The organism is Pseudarthrobacter sp. HLT1-3 (assembly GCF_059383535.1).
Genome location: NZ_JBWZCJ010000002.1, coordinates 130,475 through 157,418, shown reverse-complemented (window position 1 = coordinate 157,418; position 26,944 = coordinate 130,475). Strand labels below are relative to the sequence as shown.

At 67.6% G+C, this 26,944-nt stretch carries 24 protein-coding genes and 1 pseudogene; 16 read left to right on the top strand and 9 right to left on the bottom strand.

Annotated features, from left to right (window positions below; all coding sequences use genetic code 11):
* The first annotated feature begins 4 nt into the window (after window positions 1-4).
* Together AC50X9_RS02440 and AC50X9_RS02435 are read left to right on the top strand one after the other, a co-directional pair.
* Window positions 5-877, top strand: a complete 873-nt coding sequence (locus AC50X9_RS02440; RefSeq protein WP_494889812.1) for a sugar phosphate isomerase/epimerase family protein — start codon at window positions 5-7, stop codon at window positions 875-877.
* Window positions 878-965: 88 nt separating this feature from the next.
* Window positions 966-2,007: pseudogene (locus tag AC50X9_RS02435) on the top strand (MFS transporter).
* A gap of 125 nt (window positions 2,008-2,132) precedes the next feature.
* On the opposite strand, the gene AC50X9_RS02430 reads toward AC50X9_RS02435, so the two are convergent.
* Window positions 2,133-2,582, bottom strand: coding sequence for a MarR family winged helix-turn-helix transcriptional regulator (locus AC50X9_RS02430; protein ID WP_494889810.1), 450 nt, complete (start codon window positions 2,580-2,582; stop codon window positions 2,133-2,135).
* Between the two features lie 171 nt (window positions 2,583-2,753).
* On the opposite strand from AC50X9_RS02430, the gene AC50X9_RS02425 reads away from it, so the two are divergent.
* Complete coding sequence (locus AC50X9_RS02425; protein WP_494889806.1) at window positions 2,754-3,995, top strand: MFS transporter; 1,242 nt, start codon at window positions 2,754-2,756, stop codon at window positions 3,993-3,995.
* 55 nt (window positions 3,996-4,050) lie between these two features.
* On the opposite strand, the gene AC50X9_RS02420 is transcribed toward AC50X9_RS02425, so the two are convergent.
* Window positions 4,051-5,805: an HNH endonuclease signature motif containing protein gene (locus AC50X9_RS02420; protein WP_494889801.1), complete on the bottom strand. Its 1,755-nt coding sequence runs from the start codon at window positions 5,803-5,805 to the stop codon at window positions 4,051-4,053.
* Between the two features lie 271 nt (window positions 5,806-6,076).
* Here AC50X9_RS02420 and AC50X9_RS02415 point away from each other — a divergent pair, with 271 nt between their 5' ends.
* The 6 genes from AC50X9_RS02415 (at window position 6,077) to AC50X9_RS02390 (ending at window position 12,191) form a co-directional block, all read left to right on the top strand.
* Window positions 6,077-7,078 (top strand): substrate-binding domain-containing protein, encoded by a 1,002-nt coding sequence (locus AC50X9_RS02415; RefSeq protein WP_494889799.1) that lies wholly within the window; start codon window positions 6,077-6,079, stop codon window positions 7,076-7,078.
* A 65-nt stretch (window positions 7,079-7,143) separates the two neighbouring features.
* Window positions 7,144-8,193, top strand: a complete 1,050-nt coding sequence (locus AC50X9_RS02410; protein ID WP_494889797.1) for an ABC transporter permease — start codon at window positions 7,144-7,146, stop codon at window positions 8,191-8,193.
* Window positions 8,194-8,206: 13 nt separating this feature from the next.
* Window positions 8,207-9,121, top strand: coding sequence for an ATP-binding cassette domain-containing protein (locus AC50X9_RS02405; RefSeq protein ID WP_494889795.1), 915 nt, complete (start codon window positions 8,207-8,209; stop codon window positions 9,119-9,121).
* A 141-nt stretch (window positions 9,122-9,262) separates the two neighbouring features.
* On the top strand, window positions 9,263-10,366 hold the full coding sequence (locus tag AC50X9_RS02400; protein WP_494889793.1) for a Gfo/Idh/MocA family oxidoreductase: 1,104 nt from the start codon (window positions 9,263-9,265) through the stop codon (window positions 10,364-10,366).
* A complete protein-coding gene (locus tag AC50X9_RS02395; RefSeq protein WP_494889791.1) occupies window positions 10,366-11,160 on the top strand; it encodes a TIM barrel protein in 795 nt (264 codons plus the stop codon). The genes AC50X9_RS02400 and AC50X9_RS02395 overlap by 1 nt, the downstream gene beginning before the upstream one ends.
* Window positions 11,157-12,191 (top strand): Gfo/Idh/MocA family protein, encoded by a 1,035-nt coding sequence (locus tag AC50X9_RS02390; protein WP_494889789.1) that lies wholly within the window; start codon window positions 11,157-11,159, stop codon window positions 12,189-12,191. The genes AC50X9_RS02395 and AC50X9_RS02390 overlap by 4 nt, the downstream gene beginning before the upstream one ends.
* A gap of 149 nt (window positions 12,192-12,340) precedes the next feature.
* Here the strand turns inward: AC50X9_RS02390 and iolB are convergent, their stop codons facing one another.
* The 3 genes from iolB to AC50X9_RS02375 form a co-directional block, all read right to left on the bottom strand.
* On the bottom strand, window positions 12,341-13,237 hold the full coding sequence (iolB, locus tag AC50X9_RS02385; RefSeq protein ID WP_494889787.1) for a 5-deoxy-glucuronate isomerase: 897 nt from the start codon (window positions 13,235-13,237) through the stop codon (window positions 12,341-12,343).
* A gap of 135 nt (window positions 13,238-13,372) precedes the next feature.
* Window positions 13,373-14,113: a GntR family transcriptional regulator gene (locus tag AC50X9_RS02380; protein ID WP_494890174.1), complete on the bottom strand. Its 741-nt coding sequence runs from the start codon at window positions 14,111-14,113 to the stop codon at window positions 13,373-13,375.
* Window positions 14,114-14,335: 222 nt separating this feature from the next.
* On the bottom strand, window positions 14,336-15,130 hold the full coding sequence (locus AC50X9_RS02375; RefSeq protein WP_494889785.1) for a gamma-glutamyl-gamma-aminobutyrate hydrolase family protein: 795 nt from the start codon (window positions 15,128-15,130) through the stop codon (window positions 14,336-14,338).
* A gap of 41 nt (window positions 15,131-15,171) precedes the next feature.
* Between AC50X9_RS02375 and AC50X9_RS02370 the strand changes: the two genes are divergently transcribed.
* Window positions 15,172-15,684 carry an SRPBCC family protein gene (locus AC50X9_RS02370; protein WP_494889783.1) on the top strand — a complete coding sequence of 171 codons (513 nt, stop codon included), beginning with the start codon at window positions 15,172-15,174 and terminating at the stop codon, window positions 15,682-15,684.
* 9 nt (window positions 15,685-15,693) lie between these two features.
* On the top strand, window positions 15,694-16,827 hold the full coding sequence (locus AC50X9_RS02365; RefSeq protein ID WP_494889781.1) for an LOG family protein: 1,134 nt from the start codon (window positions 15,694-15,696) through the stop codon (window positions 16,825-16,827).
* Between the two features lie 4 nt (window positions 16,828-16,831).
* On the opposite strand, the gene AC50X9_RS02360 is transcribed toward AC50X9_RS02365, so the two are convergent.
* Complete coding sequence (locus AC50X9_RS02360) at window positions 16,832-17,740, bottom strand: matrixin family metalloprotease (RefSeq protein ID WP_494889778.1); 909 nt, start codon at window positions 17,738-17,740, stop codon at window positions 16,832-16,834.
* Entirely contained in the window at window positions 17,740-18,984 is a 1,245-nt protein-coding gene (locus tag AC50X9_RS02355) for a VIT1/CCC1 transporter family protein (protein WP_494889775.1), read from the bottom strand. The genes AC50X9_RS02360 and AC50X9_RS02355 overlap by 1 nt, the downstream gene beginning before the upstream one ends.
* Before the next feature lie 261 nt (window positions 18,985-19,245).
* On the opposite strand from AC50X9_RS02355, the gene AC50X9_RS02350 reads away from it, so the two are divergent.
* Window positions 19,246-19,482, top strand: coding sequence for a hypothetical protein (locus AC50X9_RS02350; protein ID WP_494889772.1), 237 nt, complete (start codon window positions 19,246-19,248; stop codon window positions 19,480-19,482).
* A 93-nt stretch (window positions 19,483-19,575) separates the two neighbouring features.
* Here AC50X9_RS02350 and AC50X9_RS02345 read toward each other — a convergent pair whose 3' ends face one another.
* A complete protein-coding gene (locus tag AC50X9_RS02345; protein ID WP_494889770.1) occupies window positions 19,576-21,099 on the bottom strand; it encodes a sodium:solute symporter family protein in 1,524 nt (507 codons plus the stop codon).
* 319 nt (window positions 21,100-21,418) lie between these two features.
* Between AC50X9_RS02345 and AC50X9_RS02340 the strand changes: the two genes are divergently transcribed.
* The gene (locus tag AC50X9_RS02340; RefSeq protein WP_494889767.1) at window positions 21,419-21,994 is read left to right on the top strand and encodes a helix-turn-helix domain-containing protein; all 576 of its coding nucleotides are present in this window, start codon (window positions 21,419-21,421) and stop codon (window positions 21,992-21,994) included.
* A gap of 267 nt (window positions 21,995-22,261) precedes the next feature.
* On the opposite strand, the gene AC50X9_RS02335 is transcribed toward AC50X9_RS02340, so the two are convergent.
* Window positions 22,262-23,086, bottom strand: coding sequence for a DUF559 domain-containing protein (locus AC50X9_RS02335; protein ID WP_494889765.1), 825 nt, complete (start codon window positions 23,084-23,086; stop codon window positions 22,262-22,264).
* A gap of 368 nt (window positions 23,087-23,454) precedes the next feature.
* Between AC50X9_RS02335 and speB the strand changes: the two genes are divergently transcribed.
* The 3 genes from speB (at window position 23,455) to AC50X9_RS02320 (ending at window position 26,935) form a co-directional block, all read left to right on the top strand.
* Entirely contained in the window at window positions 23,455-24,561 is a 1,107-nt protein-coding gene (gene speB, locus AC50X9_RS02330) for an agmatinase (RefSeq protein WP_494889763.1), read from the top strand.
* Window positions 24,558-26,282 carry a thiamine pyrophosphate-binding protein gene (locus AC50X9_RS02325; protein WP_494889761.1) on the top strand — a complete coding sequence of 575 codons (1,725 nt, stop codon included), beginning with the start codon at window positions 24,558-24,560 and terminating at the stop codon, window positions 26,280-26,282. Before speB ends, AC50X9_RS02325 begins: the two co-directional genes overlap by 4 nt.
* A gap of 173 nt (window positions 26,283-26,455) precedes the next feature.
* On the top strand, window positions 26,456-26,935 hold the full coding sequence (locus tag AC50X9_RS02320; RefSeq protein ID WP_494889759.1) for a MarR family winged helix-turn-helix transcriptional regulator: 480 nt from the start codon (window positions 26,456-26,458) through the stop codon (window positions 26,933-26,935).
* Window positions 26,936-26,944 lie beyond the last annotated feature (9 nt).

Genomic DNA, 26,944 nt, shown 5'->3' with positions numbered 1-26,944 from the left:
CCCCGTGAAAATCGCGCTTGATCCAACGCCCTTCCACCACTCGCACAGCCTGCTCGAGTTTCCCCGGGTGGTGGCGGACCTCGGCTACAAGTACATGCAGATGACCCCGCACGCCGATCTCATCCCGTTCTACAACCACCCGAAGGCCGATGACGAACTGGTGGGCCAACTGGCCAAGGCCTGCAAGGACGCCGGGATCGAAATCGCCTCGGTCCTGCCGGTGCTGCGCTGGTCCGGCCCGGATGAAGATGCCCGCGAAGCCGCCGTCCGGTACTGGAAGCGTGCCATCCAGATCGCCGTGGACCTCGGCGTTAGCACCATGAACACCGAATTCAGCGGCCGCCCGGAGAAAGCCGAGGAATCCGAACGCGCGTTCTACCGCTCCATGGAGGAACTCCTGCCGATCATCGAACGCGAAGGCATCGACCTGCTGATCGACCCGCACCCGGACGACTTCGTCGAGGAGGGCCTGGCCGCGATCCGGGTGATCCGCGGCCTGAACTCCAAGAACGTCGGGCTGGTTTACGTCGCCTCGCACAGTTTCCACATGCAGAACGCGCCACTGGACATCATGCGCGCAGCGGGGGACAAGCTGCGCCTGGTCCACGTCGCCGACACTATGGACCACCACGCCTCGCACGGGCTGCGCTACATCACCAACCCGCCCGGCAACCCGGTCCGGGTGCACCAGCACCTGAAAATCGGCGACGGCGACGTCAACTGGGACGAGTTCTTCGCCGGCCTCAAGGAAATCGGCTTCCTCGACCGCGAGGACACCGTGATGGTCTCCAGCGTCTTCGCAGAGGACGACAACGCCGCCGAGGTCTCCCGCTACCAGCTGGACACGATGAACAACTACATCGAAAAAGCGCGGTAGCGGCCGCCCTATGTAGAAAACGCAAAACACCCTCACCCGTTCTTCGGCCCAGTCACCGGCCGGTGCTGCCGCGAACCCCAAGGGATTCATGCGGCGGGTCGCGCTATTTTCGACCTTCGGCGGCCTGCTCTTCGGCTACGACACCGGCGTCATCAACGGCGCCCTGCACTTCATGCAGCGCGACCTTGGGCTGACACCGCTGACCGAAGGCCTCGTCACCTCGACCCTGTTGTTCGGCGCAGCGTTCGGCGCCGTCACCGCCGGCCGGCTGTCCGACCGGTTCGGCCGGCGTCGGACCATCATGGGGCTGGCACTGATTTTCGCCGTCGCCACCATCGGCCGGGCGCTTCGGCGAGGTCCTCGAAGTCCTGCGGAAGACCCGCGCGTCGGCCGATGTGTCAACGGAATTCGATGAAGTGCGGCAGGCGGCCCGGGAGGACTACCAGTCCAAGCTCGGAACCTTCCGCGACCTCACCGTGCCGTGGATCCGCAGAATATTCGTGGTGGGACTGGGCATGGCGGTCATCAACCAGATCAGCGGCGTCAACGCCATCATGTACTACGGCACCTCGATCCTCTCCAGCTCCGGCTTCGGAGACCAGGGTGCACTCGTCGCAAACGTCGTCAACGGCGTCACCTCCGTCGTGGCCGTGATCGTCGGCATGTCCCTGATGACACGGGTGCGCCGGAAGTCCATGCTGATCGTCGGCCTGGTCGGTACCTCATCGTCCCTGCTGGCCATCGGTTTGATTTCGATGCTGCTCCCGGAAAGCACCCTCCGCGGCTTTTTGGTGCTGCTGTTTATGGTGACCTTCCTGGCCTCCATGCAGTCCTGCATCGGCACAGTGACGTGGCTGACCATGTCCGAAATCTTCCCCATGCATGTCCGCGGGATCGGGATGGGCATCTGCGTGTTTGTGCTGTGGATGATCAACTTCCTGATCGGCTTCTTCTTCCCGCAGATGGTGGCCTGGATCGGCGTCTCAACGACGTTCTTCATCTTTGTGGCAATGCAGCTGGCAGCGATTGTCTGGGTGAAACGCCTGGTCCCGGAAACCAAGGACAAGAGCCTCGAAGACCTCGAGCACTACTTCAAGAATGTGGCCGGCAAACACACCGTCGCCGCGTAAGGTCAGCAGCACAAAGCCCTGCCCCGCGGTCCAACGCGGGCAGGGCATTGGCGCGCGGTCCACACGACCGGGCGCGCCTCCGGACGGAGGCTCTCCCCGCGGTTGGCCGCTCGACAGTGCAGTTGCTAGACGGCGGCGTGCAGCCGGGGGAGTGCGTCGACCAGCGGCGCCAGTTCCGGTACCTCCTGCGCCTCGGCCAGCGCCCGCTCCAACGTGGCGTCATGGCTGGGCCGGGCCTCCTCCAGCAGCTTGATCCCGGCTGGGGTGAGTTCGGTGTAGATCCCGCGGCGGTCATCGGCACACAGGATCCGGGTCAGCAGGCCCCGGTCCTCAAGCCGGTTGACCAGACGCGTGGTGGCGCTGGCGCTCAACGCGGTGGCGCGGGCCAGTTGCTGCATCCGCATATGCCAGCCGTCCTGGCGGCTCAGCGCATCCAGCACGGTGTACTCGACGACGGACAGCTGCGCCGCCGACTGCAGGGAGCGCTCCAACTCCGCCTCGATCAGTGCGTGCAAGGCCGCGAGGGTCCGCCAGCCTTGCGCCCGGACCTCGACGGCGTCGTCCTTGATGCCCATCAGTTCTTCCCTTCAGATCGGCCCGCCCCGCCGGAAATGACCCGGAACACGGCAGCCCACAATTTAGTTGCTTGCGCGGCATAGTTGCTCGTGCAACAATAAATAACGCGTCTGCAACTACTAGCTTACGCTTCGCATTTCTTTCCGTACAGTTTTTGAAGGAGCTCCTCCATGCCCATTGGCCTGATAGCACTCGCCCTCGGCGGGTTCGGGATCGGACTCACGGAGTTCGTCATCATGGGTCTGCTGCCCGAGGTGGCCGCAGACTTCCGGGTCAGCGAGGCTACGGCGGGGTGGCTTATCTCCGGCTACGCGCTCGCCGTTGTTGTCGGGGCGCTCCTGCTGACTGCGGCCGTGACGCGCTTCGAGCGAAAGCCGGTGCTGGCGGTGCTGATGGTGCTGTTCATCGCCGGCAACCTGGTCTCCGCCCTCGCGCCCGACTACTTGCTGATGATGATTGGCCGCATCATCGCGGCGCTGGCTCACGGTGCCTTCTTCGGCATCGGCGCGGTGGTCGCCGCCAGTATGGTTGCCCCCACCAAAAAAGCCGGGGCGATTGCCATCATGTTCACCGGGCTCACGGCGGCCAATGTGCTGGGTGTGCCGTTTGGCACGATGCTTGGCCAGGCTGCCGGCTGGCGGTCCACCTTCTGGGCGATCACAGGCATTGGCGTCCTCGCGCTCGCTGGGATCCTGGCGCTGGTCCCGAGGACGGGCGCGGGAGATGCCGGCGGCGGTTCTGCCCCAGGCGGCCTGCGCGGGGAACTCCGGGCCTTCCGGTCCGGCCAGGTCTGGCTCTCCATTCTCGTTACTGTCCTCGGCTACGGCGGCATGTTCGGCGCCTTCACCTACATTGCCTATACGCTCACCGAAGTCACCGGATTCTCCGCTTCCGCCGTCCCCTGGCTGCTCATTCTGTTCGGTGTGGGCCTGTTCATCGGCAACACCGTCGGCGGCAGGGCGGCTGACCGAAACGTCGACCGCACTCTGCTCGTGGCGCTCGCCGCGCTGGTGGTCGTCCTTGTGGGTTTCGCTCTCACCGCCGGCAGCCAGCCGATGACCATTGGCTCCATGGTGCTGCTGGGAGGCTTCGGTTTCGCCACGGTCCCCGGGTTGCAGATGCGCGTCATGAAGTACGCCACGACCGCCCCCACCCTGGCCTCCGGCGCCAACATCGGCGCCTTCAACGTGGGCAACGCTTTGGGCGCGTGGATGGGCGGCGTGACCATCAGCGCCGGGCTCGGCTACACCTCGCCCATCTGGGCCGGCGCCGGAATCACCCTGCTGGGCCTGGTGGTCATGGTGTTCGCGGCGGTTGCCGCTGCGAAACGGCGCGACGGCGGCGCCCCCGCAGCCGTTGTCGGCGGCGACGTGGACAGCGAACAGGAGAGCGTGGAACTCCAGCGGGCCTAACCGCCTGGTGCCAACCTGCACGGACAGTCCCCGGACCGGCCCCTAACTCGGCCGGTCAGGCGTGGTGGGCGAGGAAGTGTTTCAGGATGGATTCGTTGGGGGGCTCATAGAAGACCGGGTTCTCGGTGTCTGTGGCACGGAATGAGTGGCCGGCCGTGAGCAGGTGCCAGTCCGGGAAGGGGGCCGCGGGCAGTTCCTGTTCTGGATCCGGGCCGGGGTCCGGATCCAGGCCGCGGCCCAGGTCAAGGTCTCTGTCCGGGGCGTCTCTGTCCTGGCCCGGGATCGTGGCTGCGTCCATATCGACGTCGATGCCAGGGCCCGGGTCTTGGTCCACGATGGCGTCCATGTCCGCGGCTGCATCTACCCCGGGGTCCGGGTAGGTGGCCAGGATTTCGGGTGGCCAGTGGGGTGGTTCCCAGTCCTGTTGTTCGCTGGGGTAGTACCGTCCGGACGGGGAGGTCCAGCCGGGCGGGGCGTCTTTGGTGGCTCCGGCCGGTGTCCAGGCGGAGCTGTGTTTCAGCCCGTGGTGTTTGCGGCACGGTCCGCCGAGGTTGGTGATCCCGGTGGTCCCTCCGTCGGCCCAGGCCAGGAGGTGGTCCGCTTCGTTGTCCAGGGAATGGTTGTGACAGCCCGGGAACGGGCACCGGCCATCGCGAAGCCGCAGCCAGTGCCGCTGGGCAGTGTTGAGGCGGTAGCTGCTCCTCCCGATTTCCAGCGGCGCCCCGTCCCGCGGATCCACCAGCACCCGGTAAAACGAGCCGGCCCCGTCGGCGATCAGGCGGCGGGCCATCGAGGGCGGGATCGGCCCGTACCCGTCCAGCATCGCCGGTTCCTCGGTGGCGCCGAGCAGGGAGAACACGGGCACGGTGATCAGGACCTGCGCCCGCGGCGACGGCACACCCCCGCCCGCACCCGCCCCCTCAGGGCCCGCGGCACCATCAGCGCCGGTGATGCCGGTGGTGAGGAGCCAGGTCGCGGCGATGTCGGCGCGGAGCTGGGTCAGGGTGCGTGCCTCGGCCGGGCCCTGCAGGGCGCGGGCCGCGGCGGTGGTCCGGTCCCAGATCCCCGCGGCGGTATCGGCCGGCAGGTACGCGGAGAACCAGGCCATCCCGTCAGTGTCCGGGCGGAACTCGACCCGCCGGTCCGCGACGCACTTGGTGTGGCGTTTTTCGATGCTCTCCCGGTGGTGGCGTTCACGCCAGGTCCGGGCCTTGGCCCGGAGCCGGCCCGGGACGAGTTCCCCGGCCGGGCAGCCCCGGGCCGGGTTAGGGGCGGCCGGGTCCAGGAAGTGCCCCTCCAGCGCCGCCGCCCCCTCCGGGTCCAGGTTCACCGTTTCCTCCACCATGACCCTCGCGTGCGCCCAGGAAATCGTCCCCGCCGTGAGCGCGGCGAGGGTCAGCGGCAACGTCGTCGTCAGGGCCAGGCAGTCGCCCAGGAACCCGTCCGCGGCCCGCTCGCTCACGGTCAGGACACACGCGATCTCGGCCGTCAGCGCCATCTCCTGGCGACTTGCGTCCTGCGGGGACCCCGCCGGCGGCGCCATGGCCTGTGTGCCTTTCACGCAGTCCGCGGCGAGCTGCACCTTCGCCGCCGCCGCCGCGGCCTCCAGCCGGACCATCAGGGCCAGGCCGTCCAGGGAATCATCCACGAAATCCCGCAACGGATCATCCGGCAACAAATCAGTGTCACCGCCGAATGCGCCGGCGCGCTCAGCGGCGGCACCCGGAAAGGCCAACAGCGCCGCCGTCGCCGCCCCGACAGCCGCCAGGGCCTCCCTGCTCTCCACACTCCAAGCTGTGGTGATTTCCATACCCCAAGTACATCAAGGAGCTCTGACAATAAGTCGAACCGGTCGGGTGGTGGCCGCCGTCGCTCTCGCACGTTGCGGCTGGTGTCAGCGACGCGGAAAGCATGCGATCCGACGGACTTCCGACGGACGTCCGCGGACCCAATTACGTGTTTACATCCTAATGTCAGGACAAACTATTGACATACGTGAGCTAAGTCACCATCATCTAAGTAGGCGTTATTCCGGCGGCTGCAAGGTAGCAGCCCGGAGCTCAAATCAAAGGAGATTCACGGTGGCTAATTTTTCCTGGCGCAAGGCAACCCTGGTTGCAGCGGTCGTACCGATGCTGGCCTTGAGCGCATGTTCAAGCACCGGCGGCAAGCCCGCCGACTCAGGCAACGCGGCCGGCGGCGGCCAGGTCGCCACGACAGAACGGATCAAGATCGCCCTAGTCACTCACGCCGCTCCCGGCGACACATTCTGGGACATACTCCGTAAGGGTGCCGAAGAGGCGGCCGCGAAGGACAACGTGGAACTGCTCTACACCTCAGACCCAGAAGGCGGCCGCCAGGCCCAACTGATCCAGCAGGCCATTGACCAGAAGGTTGGAGGCATCGCCGTCACCTTGGCCAAGCCGGACGCGCTCAAGGACGTCCTGAAAAAAGCCACTGATGCCGGTATCCCAGTTGTCAGCCTTAACTCCGGTGCGGATGTCTGGAGGCAAGTAGGTGCCTTCACTCACTTCGGTTCTGATGAAAACCTGGCCGGCGCCGCCGTCGGAGAGAAGCTCTCCTCGCTCGGAGCCAAGCACCCAATCTGCGTGATCATGGAACAAGGCAACGTCGCACTGGATTCCCGGTGCGCCGGCGTCAAGTCGAAGATCCCCGGTACCGAGAACCTGTTTGTCCAGGGAACCGACATGACCCAGGTTTCCTCCACCGTGACCGCAAAGCTCCAGGCTACCCCGGACGCAGACGCCATCATCGGTCTCGGCGCGCCCTTCACCTTGACCATAAACAAAGCGGTGGAAGCCTTAGGACTGCAGAGCAAAGTCAAGGTCGCTTCCTTCGACATGAATGGTGACCTTGCCCAGGCCATCATCGACGGCAAGGTAGCCTTCACTGTTGACCAGCAGCCTTGGCTTCAGGGCTACGGCGCCATCGACGCGCTGTGGCAGGTCAAGCGTGGCGGCTACCACGTGGGTGGCGGACTTGCGGTGCTGACCGGACCGTCGATCATTGATCAGGCAGCAGCTCCTGACGTCCTCAAATTCGCCAAGGAAGGCATCCGCTAAGGATGCTCTGAGCCGGGTTCCGGGGCCCTCGCGGCTCCGGAACCCGCCCTAGCAGGAGAAACCCCATGACTCAGACTCTATCCAAGTCCCCCCTCCCTGTGACCGACGAACGTGTCGGCAAACGCAATCCCCTCCAGAAGCTACTCGGTCGCCCTGAGGTCGGCGCCCTGGTGGGCGCAATCGTCCTCTTTATTTTTTTCGCATTGGTTTCCCAGACGTTCCTGCAGCCGGCTTCCTTCGCGACCGTGTTGTACGGCAGCTCCACGATCGGCATCATGGCCGTGGGGGTGTCGCTGCTCATGATCGGCGGTGAGTTCGACCTCTCCACCGGTGTCGCCGTGATCAGTTCGGCGCTGACGGCGTCGATGTTCAGCTGGTATTTCAGCACCAACGTCTGGGTGGGTGTCGCCCTGGCGTTGCTGGTATCCCTGGCTATCGGATTCATCAATGGCTGGATTCTGATGAAGACCAAGCTGCCCAGCTTCATCGTCACCCTCGCCACGTTCCTGATGCTGACCGGCCTGAACCTGGGCCTGACCCGTATGATCGGCGGCGGCGTGTCTTCCCCCTCGATTTCGACCATGGACGGCTTCGCCTCCGCCCGGGCGGTGTTCGCTTCCTCGGTAACCATCGGCGGTATCGACGTCAAAATCACGGTGTTCATCTGGATCGCGCTCGTCGCGGTCGCCACCTGGGTGCTGATGCGGACCCGCGTGGGGAACTGGATCTTCGCCGTCGGCGGGGACGAGAACGCGGCCCGCGCCGTGGGTGTGCCCGTCAAGTCCACCAAAATAGGCCTGTTCATGGGCGTGGGCTTCTGCGGCTGGATCCTGGGCATGCACAACCTCTTCGCCTTCGACACCGTGCAGTCCGGTGAAGGTGTGGGCAATGAGTTCCTCTACATCATCGCCGCGGTCATCGGCGGCTGCCTCCTGACCGGCGGCTACGGCTCTGCCATCGGCGGCGCGATCGGCGCGTTCATCTTCGGCATGGCCAACAAGGGCATCGTCTACGCCCAGTGGAACCCGGACTGGTTCAAGTTCTTCCTGGGCCTGATGCTGCTGCTGGCCACCATCGTCAACCTCATCGTCAAGCGCCGCGCGGAACTCAAGTAAAGGGGCCGGAGAAATGAACGCCAACGAGATTGACCAGCAAACGCTGCTCCAGAACGAAAAAGACCCCCTCACGCACACCCCCGTGCACCTGCTCTCCCTCGAGGGGGTCGGCAAGCACTACGGCAACATCATCGCCCTGTCCGATGTCACGATGGCTGTGGACAACGGCCGCGTCACGTGCGTCCTCGGCGACAACGGCGCCGGCAAGTCGACGCTGATCAAGATCATCGCCGGACTGCACCAGCACGACGCCGGGGTCCTGAACATCATGGGCGAGGAACGCAAGTTCAGCTCCCCCCGGGACGCCCTGGACGCCGGCATCGCCACTGTCTACCAGGACCTCGCGGTGGTGCCGCTGATGCCGATCTGGCGGAACTTCTTCCTCGGCTCGGAGCTGACCAGCGGTTTCGGCCCGTTCAAGAGCATGGACGTCGAGAAGATGAAGGAGATCACGCTCAAGGAACTCGCCGAGATGGGCATCGACCTCCGCGACGTGGAGCAGCCCATCGGCCAGCTCTCCGGCGGTGAACGCCAATGTGTCGCGATCGCCCGGGCCGTGTACTTCGGCGCGAAGGTCCTGATCCTGGACGAGCCCACCGCCGCCCTGGGCGTGAAGCAGTCCGGCGTGGTTCTGCGCTACATCCTGCAGGCCCGCGACCGCGGGCTCGGGGTCATCTTCATCACCCACAACCCGCATCACGCCTTCCCCGTCGGCGACCGGTTCCTGCTGCTCAAGCGCGGCAAGTCGATCGGCTACTACGACAAAAAGGACATCACTCTCGACGAGCTCACCGCCCAGATGGCCGGCGGCGCCGAACTCGCCGAACTCGCGCACGAACTCGAACAGCTCGGCGGCCACGGCGACGTGATTAAGGAAGTCCAGAGCGAAGTGGCCGAAGTGGCCCAAACGACCGGCAAGACCTACTAGCGGCACCGGGGAGCAGGGCCCGCCCGCACGGGCACGGCCCTGCTCTTTCCTGCGCCGCCGAGGCGACGCCTTGAAGCCGCGGTCCCACACCGGACCGCCCCCCACTTTCACACAGTTGTGAACAACTGAAAGGACAAGCCCATGGCTTACCTGAATCGGGACTCCACCGGAATTCCCTTGCCCGTTCGCATCGGACTCATCGGCTCCGGCTGGATGGGCGCTTTCCACGCTGAGAGCATCGCCCGCCGGGTCCCGGGCGCCGAGCTCGCTGCCATCGCTGACCCCAATGTGGAGTCCGCCGCCGCCCTGGCAGCCGCACTCGGCGCCCGCAAGGTGACGGCCGACGCCGCCGACATCCTGGCCGACCCTGAGATCGACGCGGTGATCATTGCCAGCCCGGCGCGCTTCCACTCCTCGCTGATCGCCCAGGCCGCCGCCGCCGGGAAGCACGTGTTCTGCGAGAAGCCGGCCGGTCTGGGGCTCGACGAGCTCGACGCCGCGCTGGCCGCGGTGGAGGCGGCAGGAGTGCATTTCCAGATCGGCTTCAACCGCCGGTATGCGGCGGACTTCCAGGCCGCCAAGAAGGACATCGCCGCTGGAACCGTCGGGACGCCGCAGCTGCTGCGCTCGCTGACCCGGGACCCGGGCACGGGCAGCATTCCGCACGCGGCCAGGGTCCCGGCGTGGACCGTCTTCCTTGAAACCCTGATCCACGACTTTGACACCCTGAACTGGTTCAACGAAGGCGCCGAGCCGGTAGAGGTCTATGCCATTGCCGATGCGCTCGTGGAACCCGGGCTCCGCGACCAGGGCTTCCTGGACACGGCCGTCGTGACCATCCGCTACAGCAACGGTGCCATCGCGGTGGCCGAGGCAAACTTCAGCGCCCTCTACGGCTACGACATCCGCGGGGAAATCTTTGGCTCCAAGGGCATGGTCCAGGCCGGCCGGGCCACGGAGACCGCCGCCCGCAGGTACACCGCGGACGGAATGTCGGCCGACACGCCCCGGCTGAACGTCGAGCTCTTCCGCCAGGCCTACACGGATGAACTGGTCGACTATGCCGAGGCCGTCCGCGCGCGGCGTGACGGCACAACGCCGCCATCGGCCGCCTATTCGCTCCGGCCCGGGGCCGCGGACGCCCGGCGCGCACTGGCCATGGCGCTGGCCTGTATCGAGTCGGTCACCCGCGGGACCCCGGTGGCCGTCAACACAGTCGCCGTCAACGAGACGGCAGTCCGCTGATGCGCCTGGCCGTCTGCGCGGAAATGCTCTTCACCCAGCTGCCGTTCACAGAGCGGGTGCGCCGGATCCACGACGCCGGCTTCGACGTCGAACTCTGGGACTCGCGGACCAAGGACATCGCCGCGCTCAATGCAACCGGCGCGGTCTTCTCGTCCATGACCGGCTACACGGCCGGCAGCCTGGTGGACCCCGAGTCGGCGGACGAGGTGGTGCGGACCGCCGAGTCGCTGATCCCAACCGCCCTGGAACTCGGCGTGAGCCGGATGGTGGTGCACCCGGCGGAACTCATCGACGGCCACGCGGCCCGTCCGGTCTACCGGTCCAGCGGCCACATGTGGACTACCGGTGCCAGGACCCTGGAGCGGCTCGGCCGGCTCGGCGAGAAGTACGGCGTGACCTTCTGCCTCGAGAACCTCAACACCATCCTCGACCACCCAGGCGTCCCGCTGGCCCGCGCCAAGGACACCCTGGCGCTCGTGCAGGCCGCCGGGCACCCGAACGCCAGGCTCATGCTGGACCTGTACCACGCCCAAATGGGGGAGGGGAACCTGGTCGAGCTGGTCCGTAGCGCCCTGCCGTACCTCGGTGAAATCCAGGTGGCGGATGTTCCGGGGCGCTGCGAACCCGGGACCGGGGAAATCAACTACGCTGCTGTCGCCAAGGCGCTCGCGGAAGCCGGCTACGACGGGACCGTGGGCATGGAAGCCTGGGCCAGCGGCGACAGCTACGCGGCCCTGGAGGCTTTCCGGGCGGCCTTTACCGTGCCGGCACTACCCATGAAAGTAGAAGTATGAAAGACGTAATTCTCGGGCTGGTCGGGGTGGGGCGGATCGGCGTCATGCACGCCAACAACATTGCCGCGCTCAACGGCGTACTCAATCCGCAGGGCATCCACGTCCGGCTCCGGCTCACTGACGTCGCGGCAGACCACGCCCGGGGCATCGCCGCTGGGCTCGGCGCCGAGTTCCTGCCGTCGGTGCAGGCGCTCCTCGCGTCCGGGCTGGACGGACTCGTCATCGCCACCGGAACCGGGACCCACCCGGAGCTGATCAAGGCCGGGGTGGACGCCGGCATCCCGGTGTTCTGCGAGAAGCCCGTCGCCCTGAACGTCGAAGACGCCCTGCCCGTACTCGACTACATCCGGGACCGGAACGGCGTGGTCCAGATCGGCCACCAGCGCCGCTTCGACGCCGGCTACCAGGAGGCCCGGCGCGCCTACCAGGCCGGGGAACTGGGCTGGATCCACTCGCTGCGCGCCGTCACCTGCGACATGACACCGCCGCCGGTCGAGTTCCTGGCCAGCTCCGGCGGACTGTTCCGGGACTGCTCGGTCCACGACTTCGACATCCTGCGCTGGCTCACGGGCCGGGAAATCGTTGAGGTGTACGCCCGCGGCTCCAACAACGGGGACCCGGAAATCGGGGCAGCCGGAGACGTGGACACGGCCCTTGCGCTCGTGACCTTCGACGACGGCACCGTGGGAACGGTCTCGGCCACCCGCTACAACGGGGCAGGCCACGACGTCCGGATGGAAATCCAGGGTTCCCGCCGTTCGCTGATGGTAGGCCTGGACGACAAGACGGCGCTGGCGTCCGCCGAAGCCGGGATCACGTTCCCGGCCGGCAAGCCGCACCGGACCTTCGCCGAGCGGTTCGACCAGGCCTACCGTTCCGAGATGGCTGCTTTCGTGGAGCTGATCCTGGGCCGCCGGGACAACCCCTGCACCCCGGAGGATGCCGTGGCTGCCTCCCGGGTCGCGGACGCCGCCCAGGAATCCCTCGCGACCGGCGTGCCTGTCCGGGTGGTCCAGACCGTAACCAGTTGAACGGACGACAACGCCGGTTGTGACGCAAAACCCCGGCTGGGTCAGGGTCAACCGCAGTCAAAACCGCAGTCAGATCCAGCGAACCCCCGGCGCCGAAAGGCTCCGGGGGTTCGTTGTGGCTGGCGCGGCCTGGGCCGGTTCTGGCCCGCTCAGGCGCCGAAGGGCAGCCGCGGGTCGAGGTCCTGGCCGTCCCAGGTCTGTCGGATCCAGCCGTGGTGCGGGTCATCGCTGATGAGCCACTCGCGGACCGGGCCGGGACCGGCCATCACATTGAGGTAGTACAGGTCGTAGCCGGGCGCCGCCATGGCCGGGCCGTGCCAGCCATACGGCACCAGGACCACGTCGCCGGTCCGGACCTCCGCGGCGACATCGATCGGCCGCTCGTCCGAGGCGTACACACGCTGGTAGCCGATCGCGTCGTCCGCGCCGGGCCGGGCCGGGGCGCCGGGCGTCACCCGGGTTTCAAAGTAGTAAATCTCCTCGAGGTTAGTTTCGCCGTCCTTCTCCTCGTCGTGCTTGTGCGGGGGATAGGAGGACCAGTTGCCGGCGGGCGTGAGAACCTCGCAGACGATAAAACGGTCCGCCTCCAGCGCAGCCGGGGTCCCGAAGTTGTGGACCTGGCGCGAGCAGTTGCCGGCCCCGCGCAGTTCAACCGGAGTCTCCGCGGCCGTGATCAGGCGGGTGGGGTAGGAAGCCCTGGCCGGGGCGGTGGCCACGGCGACCCGTCCGCCGTCGGCCGAACTGATCGTCACGGCTTTGCCGGTTCCCGTGTAGAGGACGTCGCTGGGGCCGCTGAAGACGCTCGCCCGGCCGGCCAGCCGGTACTCCTCGCCGTCGACGGACACCGTGAAGGACCCGTTGAGCGGGACCACGATGCGTTCTTCGTCCGCGCCGGAAAGTTCGACGGCGGCCCCCGCACCCAGCGTGGCGACCTTCAGTCCGGTGTGGGCCCAGCCGTCCACCTTCACGGCGGAATCGGAGGTGCCCAGCGAGATATCCCAGCTGCCTTGGGCGGCGGTGCCGAGCGGATAGACCCAGTTGGCCATCAGTTCTGCCCTTTCGTTGTCGCGCCGAGGAGGGCGCGGGTGGTGAGGGGTGGGTGTTTGCGTTGCCCCAGCGCCCAGCGCCCAGCGCCCAGCGCCCAGCGCCGAACTGCAAGCGCGGTCGCCTGGCGCCGTCGACTAGCGTTGGACGAGGGTCATTTCGAAGCTGTAGGAATCCGCACGGTAGACGTGGTGTCCAGTCTCGACCTGGCGGCCGGTGTCGTCCACCGCCGTGCGCTCCATGGTCACAAGGGCCGAACCCGGGGTGGTTTCCAGCAGGGTCGCCTGGTAGTCGTTGGCGATCATGGCGCCAATCCGCTGCGAGGCGAGCCGGAAGTTCACGCCGCCGTTGCGCAGGATCCCGTAGAGGCCCTGGGAGCCCAGGAGTGCTTCGTCGATGGTGGTGATGTCATCGCGCACCCAGTTCTCCATCAGCGCCAGCGGTTTGCCGCCGACCTTCCGGAGCCGGGTGAAGTGGTAGACCTTGGCGCCGGCGGGCAGCTGCAGCGCTGCCCGCGTGGCGGCGTCGGCCTCGTCGTGGGAGAAGCTCAGCACCTCGGTGGTGGGCTTGCTGCCGTTGTTGCTGAGGTCGTCGAAGAGGCTGGAGAGCTCGAGCGGGCGCCGGACCTGACTGGAGACCACCTGGGTGCCAACGCCGCGCTTGCGCACCAGCAGGCCGGAGCGGACCAGTTCGTCCATGGCCTTGCGCATCGTGGGGCGGGAAAGGTTCAACTGGGCGGCCAGGTCAATCTCGTTGTCGAGGCGGCTACCCGGGGGCAGCACGCCGCCGTGGATCGCGGCTTCGATGCCCTGCACCACCTGGTGGTAGAGCGGCACCGGGGAAGACCGGTCGACGCTGATATTTAGGTGGTTAGCCACTTTTTGAATAGCCACTGTTGACGCGCTCCTTGTACCCCGTGCCGAAACCCCGATGGGGCCGCCAGTTGTCGATCCCGACATATGTTCGCTTGATAGGACATACTGCCTAAGTTGATGGTATCAGGGGCGGGCCGGGGATGTCAGGATGCGGGGGTGACACGACGCCGGATCCCGGGACGCAGAATCCCGGGACGATGGGTGCCAGGACGGGATGGTCCGCAGCTACCGGGCCCGGCAGATCTCGACAAAGGCACGGAACGGGGCCAGCCGCTCTTCGGCCGGGAGCTCCCGGGCCTCGGGGTGCCACTGCACGGACGCCACCCACCGCTCCGGGTCCTCCAGCGCCTCCACCGTGCCGTCCGCGGCCACCGCCGTCACGACGAGCCCTTCGGCGACCCGGCCCACTGCCTGATGGTGGCCGGAGGCAATCTTGACCGTGACGCCCGCGGTTGCGGCGCCCGTGACTTCCGGGTTGCCGATGCCGCCGCGTAATCCGACTCCTGCGCCATACAGTCCGGCAACCTTGCTTCCGCCCTGCACCTCCACCTCGTGCCAGGCCCAGGGCCCGGCTCCCTGCACCGGCGTGGTTTCCCGGTGGGCCACGGTCCCCGGATCCATGTCCTGGATCAGCGTTCCGCCATAGAGGACGTTAAGAAGCTGGTGTCCCCGGCAGACGCCGAGCACGGGCAGTCCGGCGTCGATCGACCGCCGCGCAACCGCCAGATCAAGTGCGTCCTGGGCGGGGCTGACGTCGTAGCAGGCTTCCCCGGGCACGTCGCCATAACGCCGGGGGTCCAGGTCGCCGCCGCCCGGAAGGACGACGCCGTGGAGCGCCTCGAGCGGCTCGTCCGGTGCGCTCAGTAGCACTGGTTCGCCGCCGCCGTCGCGCACCAAGTCCACGATGTAGTCAAAGAGCTCGTTCGCCTCCGCCACCCGAGGGTCCGGGTCCGTCGAACTGCTGAGCCGGACGGGAATACCGATGCGGGGCCGGCTGCGGGGGAGGGGCGGAGTCTGCATGATTTATTCTGCATCAGAATCGCCGGGACTAGGATTGCCCGATGACCCACAGATATCTCGTGTCCCGCAGCCGCTTTATCGCAGCCGCCCCGGAAACCATCTTCGAGGTGCTCGCCACCCCCGCACTGCACAGCGTGATCGACGGCTCGGATACCGTGAAGGGCGCCCAGCCGCGGGGTCCCGAACGGCTGGCCCTCGGCGCGAAGTTCGGCATGGAAATGAACATCAAGCTGGATTACAAGATCCTCAACACGGTATGCGAATTCGAGGAGGGTCGGCGGATCGCCTGGCGGCACTTCGGCGGCCACATCTGGCGGTACCTGCTGGAGCCCGCCACCGACTCCGCCGGCATCCCGGGCACCCTCGTCACCGAGCAGTGGGACGCAAGGCAGGTGCGCGCCAGGATCCTGCTGCGCCTGGCCGGCTACGTCCGCCGCCACCCGGCCAGCATCGAGCAGACCCTCGCCAAGCTTGACGCCTATGTCACCCCGGAAGCCGCGTCCGGGACCGCGCCCGGTTCAGCGCCCGGGACCGCTGCGGACCACCAGCACTAGGCGCGCCGGATGAGTGCTGCCGGCAGCCTGCACCCGAGTCCCCGCACCCTGGAGGTCGACAGCCTGGACGGCTTCGACCGTCTGGTCGCGGCCGGGGCCAGGACCATGCAGGGCTGGCATGCCCAGTCGCTGGACCTGCGCGGACGGACAGCACAGCTCGAGGCCATGAACCCGCAGGGCGCGGTTTTCCTCGGATGCACGTTCGACGCCGGGGTGGAGGCTTCGCTGCGCAGCCGCGGCGCGCTCATTTTCCCCAGGCTCGAGGCGGTGCCGTTCAACCCCTACCGTTCACAGCTGTACACTCCGCAGGAGCTTTACCAGGGGATCTCCGAGTCGCGCTATGAGGAGACTCCGGACGCCAATATCTACCAGTGGAGTATCCGGCCGGGACAGCGCCACCGGCTGGACGCCACCCTGGCAGCGGCCCTGCATGACCACTCGGTCGGTGATGCCCTCGAAGAGCTGACCCGCTCGGAACTCTGCGCCGGCCGGACCATGGTGGGCGTGATGGGCGGCCATGCCGCGCACCGCGGGTCCGGGGTGTTCGAGGAGGGCGCGCTGCTCGGGCGGCTGCTGGCCCGGGACGGCCGGGTTGTGGCCACCGGTGGCGGGCCCGGCACCATGGAGGCCGCCAACCTGGGCGCCTACCTCAGCGACGCCCCGGAGCGTGAGTTCCGGCGGGCGCTGGACGACCTCGCCGCCGTTCCCGGGTTCCGGCCCTCCGTGTCGGCGTGGGCGCGTTCCGCCGCCGCCGTCGTCGAACGCCATCCGGAGGGCACGCCGTCGCTGGGGGTCCCCACCTGGTTCTACGGGCACGAGCCGCCGAACTACTTCGCCACCCACATTGCCAAGTACTTTGCGAACTCCATCCGCGAGGCCATCCTGCTGGAACTCTGCAACGGCGGCATTGTTTTCCTGCCGGGCTCCGGCGGCACCGTGCAGGAGATCTTCCAGGATGCCTGCGAGAACTACTACGGCACCCCCGAAACCATCATGCCGATGGTGCTGGTGGGGCAGGAACACTGGCTGCGGCGCTACCCGGCCTGGCCGCTGCTGCAAAGCCTCGCCGCAGGACGGCGGATGGAGAACCGGATCTTCCTGGTGGATACCGTCGAGGAAGCGCTCGCCGTCCTGGACAGCTAGCTGCTCAAAGGTCCTTGCGGCACTGGGCGTTGCCCAGCTCGTACAGGCCGTTCAAGTCGCCGGCTGCCAGTCCGTCCGGCGCGCCGATCTCGGGATACATCAGCTGTACGGGGTCGTCCACATGCTCCAGCCCCATCACGTGGCCGAGTTCGTGCAGGATCACCGCGGTGGCGTACGCGGCGCCGTCCCGCCGGCTGAGGTCCCCTGCGATCTGCGCAGCGTCGAGTTCCAGGCTGCCGGTGACGAAGCTCTTGGGTCCGGCGCCGAAGCTGAAGTGCGTGCTGCCCCCGGTGCCGATCACCGGGCCCTGGAGCTGCGGGGCCTGCTCGGGCGTGGTCCAAGTGATCAGCAGCGGCGCCCAGCGTTCCCCGTAGACGTCCGGCTGGTATGGGTCGCGGGACTGGGAGGACAGCTCGGTGGTCGTGCCGCCGTCGACGAAGGTGATGCCCGTCGCCCGCGACATCGTCCGGATCGCGCCCTCCACCAGGCCTGCGGCGCCCGCCGGCGCCAGCGCCGCATTCACCACATAGTGCAGCGGCCGGCACGGCGAATAGCCCACCGGGGTGCCGTCGTCATTCACGGCCAGGAACTTGTATGAGCTGCTGGCCGCGGCCGGCTTCTGCGGGCGCCCGAGCGGCTCATCCTGCTCCTCGTAACCGGCCGCGGGCGTGTCGGTGCGCACCGCCTCGGCGGATGCCGGACGCCCGGGCTGGCCCGCCATGGCCGTGCCCGGCCCGGTTCCGCGGCTGTCACCGAAGAGTCCGGCGAACCGCGGATCCCCTTCGATAATGCCGGCGGCAAGGAACGCGGCACCGGTAAGCACCGCGGCGGTGGCGAGGCCGCGGAGGATCCGCAACGCGGTGCGGGGACGGCTGTGCCGCGGAGTCCGGTCCCGGAACTCAGGACCGTCCACTACGCGACCACGGCGCCGAAGGCCATGCCGAGCAGATAGGTCACGCTGGCGGCGCCGATCCCGATCGCCAGCTGGCGGAGGCCCCGGGTGGTGGGCGAAGTGCCGGAGAGCAGCCCGACGACGCCGCCGGTCAGCAGCAGCGCCGCGCCCACCAGGATGGCGGACACAACGAGCGCCGCGACGCCGGTCATGCCCAGGATGAAGGGAATGATCGGGACGATGGCGCCGGAGGCGAAGAAGCAGAAGCTCGACGCCGCGGCGCTCCAGGCGGTGCCGACGGCCTCGTGCTCGTCCCGGGTCTCCGGCAGCTCCGGCTGCAGCGAGAGGCTGGGATCGCAGTCGCAGTCGAGCAGGCCCATCCGCTCCGCGACGCGGTGTTCGGCGGCCTCCCGGGACATGCCGCGGGCCAGGTAGACCAGCAGGAGTTCGTTGTGTTCGATGTCCAGTGAGGGCGCGGCGGAGAGGGTGATCTGGGTGGGGCGGGTCGCGGCGAGGAGTTCGCGCTGGGAGCGCACGGAGATGAACTCGCCTGCTCCCATGGACAGCGCACCGGAGAGCAGTCCGGCGACCCCGCTGAGCAGGACCACGGAACTGCCCACGCCGGAGGCGGCCATGCCCATCACCAGGGACAGGTTGCTGACGAGGCCGTCGTTGGCGCCGAAGACGGCTGCGCGGAATGAACCTGCGAGCCGGTTGCGGCCCCGGGTGGCGAGCCCGCGGACGACTTCCTCGTGAATCTGCTCGTCGGCGACCATGGCCGGCGTGGCGGAGGGGTCGGTGGAGTATGGCGACCGGCTTTCGGCCCGTTGGGCGAGGGCCAGGACAAAGACCGAGCCGAAGTGGCGGGCCAGGAAGCCCAGGAACTGGCTGCGGAGCGAGGCGTGTCGGGCGCGGCCGGCGTGGCCGCCGAGCAGCTGGAGCCAATGCGCCTCGTGGCGGCCTTCGGCTTCGGCGAGGGCGAGCAGGATCGCGCGCTCCTCGCCGCGGCGGTTCTGGGCCAGATCGCGGTAAACGGAGGCTTCGGCCCGTTCGTCGGCGAGGTACTGCCGCCACCGTTTGATGTCCGCGGCGCCGGGTGTGGGCACTTCCCGGGTGGCCGGTGTTGCCGGGTCCGGCGTCGGTGTTGCTGCTACCGGCGTTGCCGGGCTCGACGTTGCGGCGCTGGATGCCGTGGCGGGCGTCTCGCGGGCGGGTTCGTGGCGGGGTTCAGGGTTGAACGGGTCAGATGTGGCGTGCTGGGACACGGAAGCTCCTGGACTGGAAAAGGGCATGGTTCGGCCCCATTGCGTATCCAGCGTACCCCGTATTTCCGCGGATTTTCGGCTGGCAATCCTCAGCGCACAGTTTAGGCAAACCGTAAAAATGCCGCGCCGTGCGGCCGTTCCCGGCAGCCAGGCTCCGGCTGGCTGGGAGCCCTTGACCGCCCGGGTTCCCGGTGTTCGAATGAAACCCAGGGCGGGCTCTCCGGGGCCCTCGCCGCCATCCAGTGACACGGAGGTTGCATCATGGACAATATCGGTTCACGTCCAATCGAGCCGGCCCGGGATTCCCTCGAGTCCGACCCCGCCTACGACTACGCCGAGGACGCGCCCGTGAGTGACGCTGCGGAGACCGAGGAAGAGGAGCTCCTGGAGGAGGCCGACCGGCTCGTTCCCCTCGGCGAAGAGGACTTCCTGGGCGATGAGATGCCGGTGGTGCCCCTGGAAGGGGAGGAATTGCTCGAGCCGGAGGAGAACGAATAGCTCTTCACCGGCTCGAATGCCCGACGGCGGCGTCCCCGGAAGGGAGCGCCGCCGTCGGGCATTAACTCGTTAGGAAGCTCCTGCCTCGGGACTTCAGTGGGTCAGGACCGGGACCTGTTCCTCTTCCGCGGCGCCGCCGGCGACGCGCCGGCGCCAGTTGGCCATCACCGCGGGATCGGTCGGTTTGGTCAGCAGCGACACCGCAATGTAGACAACGGTGGAGGCCAGCAGGCCGTAATAGATCGGTTCGTTGGCGTAGATGCCGTCCAGCGGAACTTCGGCGTTGATCTCCAGGACGATCATGGTGCCGAGCGTGATGACCGACCCCACAGCCATTGAGGCGGCCGCGGCGATTCCGGTGCCGCGCTTCCAGACCAGCCCGCCGAGGATCGCGACGAGGAGGCCGCCGACGAGGATGTCGTACGCGATGGTGAGCGCCGCGACGACGTCCTTGGTGACGATGGCGATCACGATCGCCACGATGCCCAGTCCCAGGACCCACCTGCGGTTGGCCTTGACATCGTGCTCCGGGTTGTCTGTGTCGTCGGTGTTGATGCTTTTCCCGAACCAGCTGGCGACGAACGGCAGGACGTCGGCGCGGGCCACGGTGGCGGCGGCGATCAGGGCGCCCGACGCCGTTGACATCATGGCGGCGACGGCCGCGGCGAGCACGAGCCCGCCGATGCCGATCGGCAGCAGGTTGGTGGCGACCTCGGCGTAGACAACATCCTTGCCAAGGGCCTTGACGTCGATATCCGGCAGCGCGACGCGGGCGCCGAGGCCGATCAGGGCGCCGGCGGCACCGTAGAGGATGCAGTAGATGCCGGCGGTGGCGCCGCCCCAGCGTGCGACCGTGGGGGTCTTGGCGGTGAACACACGCTGCCAGATGTCCTGGCCGATCAGCAGGCCGAGGGTGTAGACAACGAAGTAGGTGATGATCGTCTGGATGCCGATGCCGTCGATCTGGAAGAAGCTGGCGTCCACGCGGGACCGGATGCCCTCGAAGCCGCCGGCGGCGTTGAGCGTAAACGGCAGCATCAGGAAGAAGATGCCGACCGTCTTGATGACGAACTGGACCTGGTCGGCCAGGGTGATGGACCACATGCCGCCGATGGTCGAGTAGACCAGAACGATCGCGCCGCCGATGGCGATGGCGAGGGCGCGGTCCCAGCCGAAGAGCACCACGAAGATGGTGGCGTAGGCGCCGGTGGACGTCGCGCAGGGCATCAGCGTGTAGGCGAGCATCACGATGCCGGAGGTCTGGGTGGCGTGGCTGCCGTAGCGCAGACTCAGCATCTGGGACACGGTGTAAATCTTGAGTTTCTGGATGGTGCTGGCGAAGAGCAGGCTGAGCAGCAGCACGCCCGCGCCGATCGCGACCACGAGCCACATGCCGGAGATGCCGAACTTGTAGCCCAGGCCGACGCCGCCGACCGTGGAAGCGCCGCCGAGCACAACGGCGGCCATGGTTCCGGTGTAGAGGAACGGGCCGAGGCGGCGGCCGGCCACCAGGAAGTCGCTGTTGTTCTTGGTGCGGGACTTACCCCACCACCCAAACGCCAGCATGGCGACCAGGTACACCACCACAATGGCGATGTTGACGAAACTTGCGTCCATTAGGGGCTCCTCGGAGCTGTTCGGAGCAGGCTGAACCCGCCGGCACACAACAGGGCGCCGGGGATCAGGTGCTTCTTGACGGATTTAAGGGGACGGGTTGCCGACGGAACCGGCGGGAGTGCCCGCAAAGCGGGCACCAGCCCGGTCCGGCGGAAGGCATTGCCTAATAGGCAACACTTGTTGCCAAACAATATGGTGTGATCCGGGTAACAGTCAAGACGCATTACGCGCCGCAGGGGGATCGGACCTCCGGGGGATGCAGTCCCGCTAGTATTGCTCCAATAATGGGGCCGAGCGGCCGGCCGTGAAAGGTTCCTACATGAAGGCGTTACCAGTTGAACCGAGCAACGTTCCGGTTGCCATCGGTTCCCGGATCCGTGCAGCGCGGCAGTCGCAGCGGCTCACCATCGAGCAGGTCGCCGACGCCACCGGACTGACCAAGGGGTTCCTCAGCCGGGTCGAGCGCGACCTGACCTCACCCTCGGTCGCGTCCCTGGTGACGCTGTGCCAGGTGCTCTCCATCTCGATCGGCGACCTGTTCGCCGCCCCGGAAACGCATCTCACCAAAAAGAACGAAGGCCCGCGGATTTCGCTCGGCGGTGAAGGGATCGTGGAGCGGCTGCTGACCGCGCGCTCCGAACGCCGCGTGCAGATCATCCAGGCCGTGATCGCGCCCCGAGGCCGCGGCGAGTCCGAACTGTATGCGGTGGACTGCGATGTCGATGTGCTGCACGTTGTCCAGGGCAGCATCAGGCTGATCCTCACGAACGAGGAATTTGAACTGCATACAGGGGACACGGTGACCTTCCCCGGCCGCGAGCCGCACACGTGGGTGAATCCGACGGATGAAGCAGTCGAGGTCCTCTGGGTGCTGGTCCCCGCCGCAAGCCGCTAGGGTCCTGGGTCTCTGCCCGGGGTGGGGGGGTGGCTGCGTTCCTGCCCGGTTACTCCATCCCAGGGTGCTTCCCGGAGGTGGTGAACCCCGGACTTCCGCGGATTCTCCGGCGTGGGTGCCCGAGTAACTGGGCAGGAACGTCAGGTGCGGGCTGCGATTGGTGGCCTCCGGAGTAACCGGGCAGGAACGTCAGGTGCGGGCTGCGATTGGTGGCCTCCGGAGTAACCGGGCAGGAACGTCAGGTGCGGGCGCGTCAGTGCGGGCACCTCAGGGCGCGGGCTGTGAACGCCGGCCTAGCACGGACCTGATCTCGGCCAGGACGCGCTCCGGTTCGAACCAGATGTGCTCGGGCATGTACCGGAGCACGGCGAAGCCGCTCAGCGTAGAGGCGTTGTTGCGGCCCAGGTCCCGGCGCAGGGACTCGCGGCTGGAATGGAACGCGAAGCCGTCCACCTCGACAATCAGGTAACCCTCGATCAGGAAGTCGACCCGGCCGATCCCGGGCAGGTAGACCTGCGCGTCGTAGCCAATCCCGTTGGCGCGGAACAGGTGCTGGGCGTCGACTTCCACGATGGACTCGGCGCGCAGATCCAGCTGATGCAGTGCTTTCAGGGCCTGGCCGGACCGGTCGGCCGTGAGCTGGGCCTTGAGCAGTTCCAACGGGACGCCATGCAGGCGCATTGCCGACGTTGCGATGGCCGTTGATGCCGGGGGAGCGAGGCAAGTCGTGGCGTGCAGCACCACGTCCTCGATCGCGGCAAGAGGCAGCGTCGGATGACCGTCGAACCGGACCGTCCGGTGCCTGATGAAGCCCCCGCCGTGGCCGTGGTTGCAAGCGAGATGGTGCCGGACAGGTGGTTCCCGCAGCCAGAGCCCGTAGTGTCCGGCCGCGCTCGCGCAGCTGACCCGGGCGTTGTGCCGGATCGCGGCCTCGAACTCGGGGCGGCACTCCGGAAGGACAAAGACGCCGCGTCGGGGCTGGCGGACCACGGCGGCCAGACGGGAAATTTCCGTCCGGGAGTATCCGGCAGCCAGAAACTGCGCAGTCCGGGCAGCGCCGCCCACCTGGGTCAGGTAGTCCAAGGGGTCCATGCAACCAGTAGACGGGGTGGCGCACGCCGGTGACACGCGGCAATTGGGCTATCTGGACAACCCACGCCACCGGCTTCGAGGCTCGGGCACCCAGGCCGCTGGTTGAGGGAGCCGCGCTCCTGCCCGGTTACTCTCCGCGGCGCCTTGCCCCAGGCTAGCGCAGCCCCCGGTTTTCCGCGGTTCCTCCCGGCTCCGGCCGGTTGCCGGGGCAAGTAACTGGGCAGGAACGTCGCGACCCGCCGCCCCCGCCCGCCCGCCCGCCAGCACCAACTTGCGCATTCAAGTAAACATTTGATGCGCAATACGAAACTTCGAGTGTATGATGACTGTCACACCCGTCGGTCAATCCTCGAAGGAGAGGCTTTCTTTTGGAAGAGCTGCGCATCGAGGCCAATGGCAACCTTGGCCCCATCGATTCATCCCGCATTCCGCGCTACGCGGGAGCCGCCACCTACGCGCGCCTGCCGCGGCTGGACCAGGTCGCCAAGGCTGACGTCACGGTGGTCGGTGTTCCCTTCGACTCGGGCGTCTCGTACCGCCCCGGCGCCCGCTTCGGGTCCAACCACATCCGCGAGGCCAGCCGGCTGCTGCGACCGTACAACCCGGCGTGGGACGTCAGCCCCTTCGAGAACATCCAGGTGGCCGACGCCGGCGACATGGCCGTCAACCCCTTCAACATCCATGAAGCGATCGAGACCATCCAGCAGAACGCGCTGGACCTGACCGCCTCCGGCAGCAAGCTGCTGACCCTTGGCGGGGACCACACCATCGCGCTGCCGCTGCTCCGCGCCGCCGCCGAGCGCGCCGGCGAGCCCGTCGCGATGCTGCACTTCGACGCGCACCTGGACACCTGGGACACCTACTTTGGCGCCGAATACACCCACGGCACCCCCTTCCGCCGCGCCGTCGAGGAAGGCATCCTGGACACCGAGGCCATCAGCCACATCGGCACCCGCGGCCCGCTCTACGGCAAGAAGGACCTCGACGACGACCACCGCTTCGGCTTCGGCATTGTCACCTCCGCCGACGTTTACTACCAGGGCGTTCTGGAAACCGTCGCCAAGGTCCGCGACCGGATCGGGAACCGGCCGCTCTACATCTCGGTGGACATCGACGTGTTGGATCCCGCACACGCGCCAGGCACCGGAACCCCGGAAGCCGGCGGCATCACCAGCCGCGAGCTGCTGGAAATCATCCGCGGCCTCCGCGGCATGAACCTGATCGGGGCCGACGTCGTCGAGGTCGCCCCCGCGTACGACCACGCCGACATCACCGGCGTCGCCGCCAGCCACGTCGCCTATGAACTGGTCACCCTGATGGCCGACCGGGCGGTTGACGGCGACCGCTTCGGCACGGCCACCGGTTACGCCGCCCAGGCCCTCGGCCAGGAAGCCCGCCGCCCGGCCGGCTTCGCGGCCCCGAGCCCGGCCCCGGCCCCGGCCGCCCGCCGCATCGAGAGCGGAGTCGCCCGGTGACCGGCGTGCGCAACGGCGGCGACCTCGTCGTCGAGACCCTCGAGGCGCTCGGCGCCAAAACCGTCTTCGGGATCCCGGGCCAGCACGCGCTCGGTCTCTTCGACGCCATGGGCCGGGGAAACCTGCACTTCGTCTCCTCCCGGGTGGAGAACAACTCGGCCTTCGCCGCCGACGGCTACTCCCGCGCCACCGGCGAGGTCGGCGTCCTCTTCCTCTCCACCGGCCCCGGCGCCCTCACCTCCCTGGCCGGGCTGCAGGAGGCCTACGCCACCGGCGTGCCGATGGTCGTCGTCGCCAGCCAGATCCCGCTGGAAGGACTCGGCGCGCGCCGTAAGGGGATGCTGCACCAGCTCGATGACCAGAAGGCCTCGGCCGCGAACGTCACCAAGAGCCAGCGGCTGATCCAGCATGCCTCCGGCATTCCCTCCGCGATCCAGGACGCCTGGACCGAGGCGATCTCCTCCCCGCAGGGCCCGGTCTGGCTCGAAATCCCGCAGAACGTGCTGCTGGACCCCATTATGGTGCCCCCGGTCGAGGACGCGCTCGCCGAAGCGGCCGACAACCCGCCGCGCGTGGAACTGGTCCGCGAAGCCGTGAAATGGCTGTCGACGGCGGAGCGTCCGGCGATCATCGCCGGTGGCGGCACCCGCCGGGGCGGGGCTGAGAAGTCGCTGCTCTCCCTCGCGGAGAAACTGCGGGCTCCGGTCATTTGCACTCCCGGCGGGAACGGGGCGTTCCCGTGGAACCATGAGCTCTCGCTGCAGGCCTGGATCGAGGACCAGTACATGACGGAGCTGCTCGAGGACGCCGACGTGCTGGTCGTTGTCGGCTCCTCGCTGGGCGAGGTCACGTCCAACTACTTCACTTTTGCGCCGCGCGGCCGGATCATCCAGATCGACGCCGAACCGCGCGTGCTGGAATCCAACCGCCCCGGCCTGGGCATCCGGGCCGACGCCGGCCAGGCGCTCGCCGCGCTCGACACCGCCCTGGACACCGCGCTGGACGCCGCCCTGGACGATGCCCTGGACACCGCGCTGGACGCCGCGCGGACCGGCACGCGCCAAGCCCGCGCCGACTGGCATGGAACCACACCCGAGGCCCTGGTCAAGGAAACCCTGGCCAAGGTCAAGGCCCGGCTGGACTCCCAGGACCTCGGCAAGGAACTGAAGTTCATGGCCGACATCCGCGAGGCCGTGCCCGCCACGATGCAGACGTTCTGGGACATGACCATTTCTGCCTACTGGGCCTGGAGCTGCTGGGACGCCCGCGAGGGCCAGTTCCACTCCGCGCAGGGCGCCGGCGGACTCGGCTTCGGCTTCCCCGCGGCGATCGGCGGTGCCGTCGGACTGGAGACCACCGGCAAACCCGGCGGCTCGGCCCGGGTGCTCGCCGTCTCCGGCGACGGCTCGGCGATGTACTCCATCTCCGAACTCGCCACGGCAAAGCAGCACAATGTCCCCGTCACCTGGCTGATTGTCGACGACGGCGGCTACGGCATCCTGCGCGAATACATGGTCGGAGCCTTCGGCAAGGCCACCGCCACGGAACTCGCACGCCCTGATTTCGTCAAGCTGGCCGAGGCCTTCGGGGTTCCGGCCGTCCGGGTTGCCCCCGAAGATGTCGGGGACGCGCTGAAGGCCGGTTTCGCCGCGGACGGGCCGAACGTCGTCGTCGTCGAAACCCTGCTGAAGATGTTCGCCCCCACCCACGTCGGGGGCTAGTACCCAGCTCACACTAGGCGCGGACCGGCAGCTTTACTGCCGCACACACTAAGCGCGGACCGGCAGCACTGCTGCCTGTCCGCGCTTGGCATTTAAGCCCGGCCAAGCGGTTAGTTTCCCAAAGTAACTAAATTTCTGATACATTGTTGCCTTAGGCAAACAAAGGGGGCCTCGTGGCAGTCGCGCCGGACACCGCAGCCAAACTCGTCCACCAGATCTTCGACCTGCAGCGCGCCGTCCGTTGTGTCGCCGCAGTCAAGCTCCGCGGGGAGGACACCGGCGTGGCTCTCCAGGGCGTCCTGCGGTTCGTCGGGGAGGGGGAAACCCGCGCCACCCAGCTCGCCGAGCGGCTCGGAGTCAGCGCCCCCGTGCTGAGCCGGCACGTTTGCGAGCTGGAGGAACAGGGCTACGTGGTCCGCCGGCCCGACCCCCTGGACGGACGGGCGCAGCTGGTCGCGCTCTCCGAGTCCGGAGCCGCGAAGCTCCGCTCGATTGAGGACCAGCGCGTCACCACACTCCTTGGCTTCCTGCAGGACTGGAGCGAGCAGGACGTCGAAGAGACAACGAAAACTTTGCAGAAACTTGCTGAGTCCCTCAGGACATCAGCCCGGGCAACGACGGCCGGTTCCATTAATACGACCGAAATTGTTTAGGAGAACCCC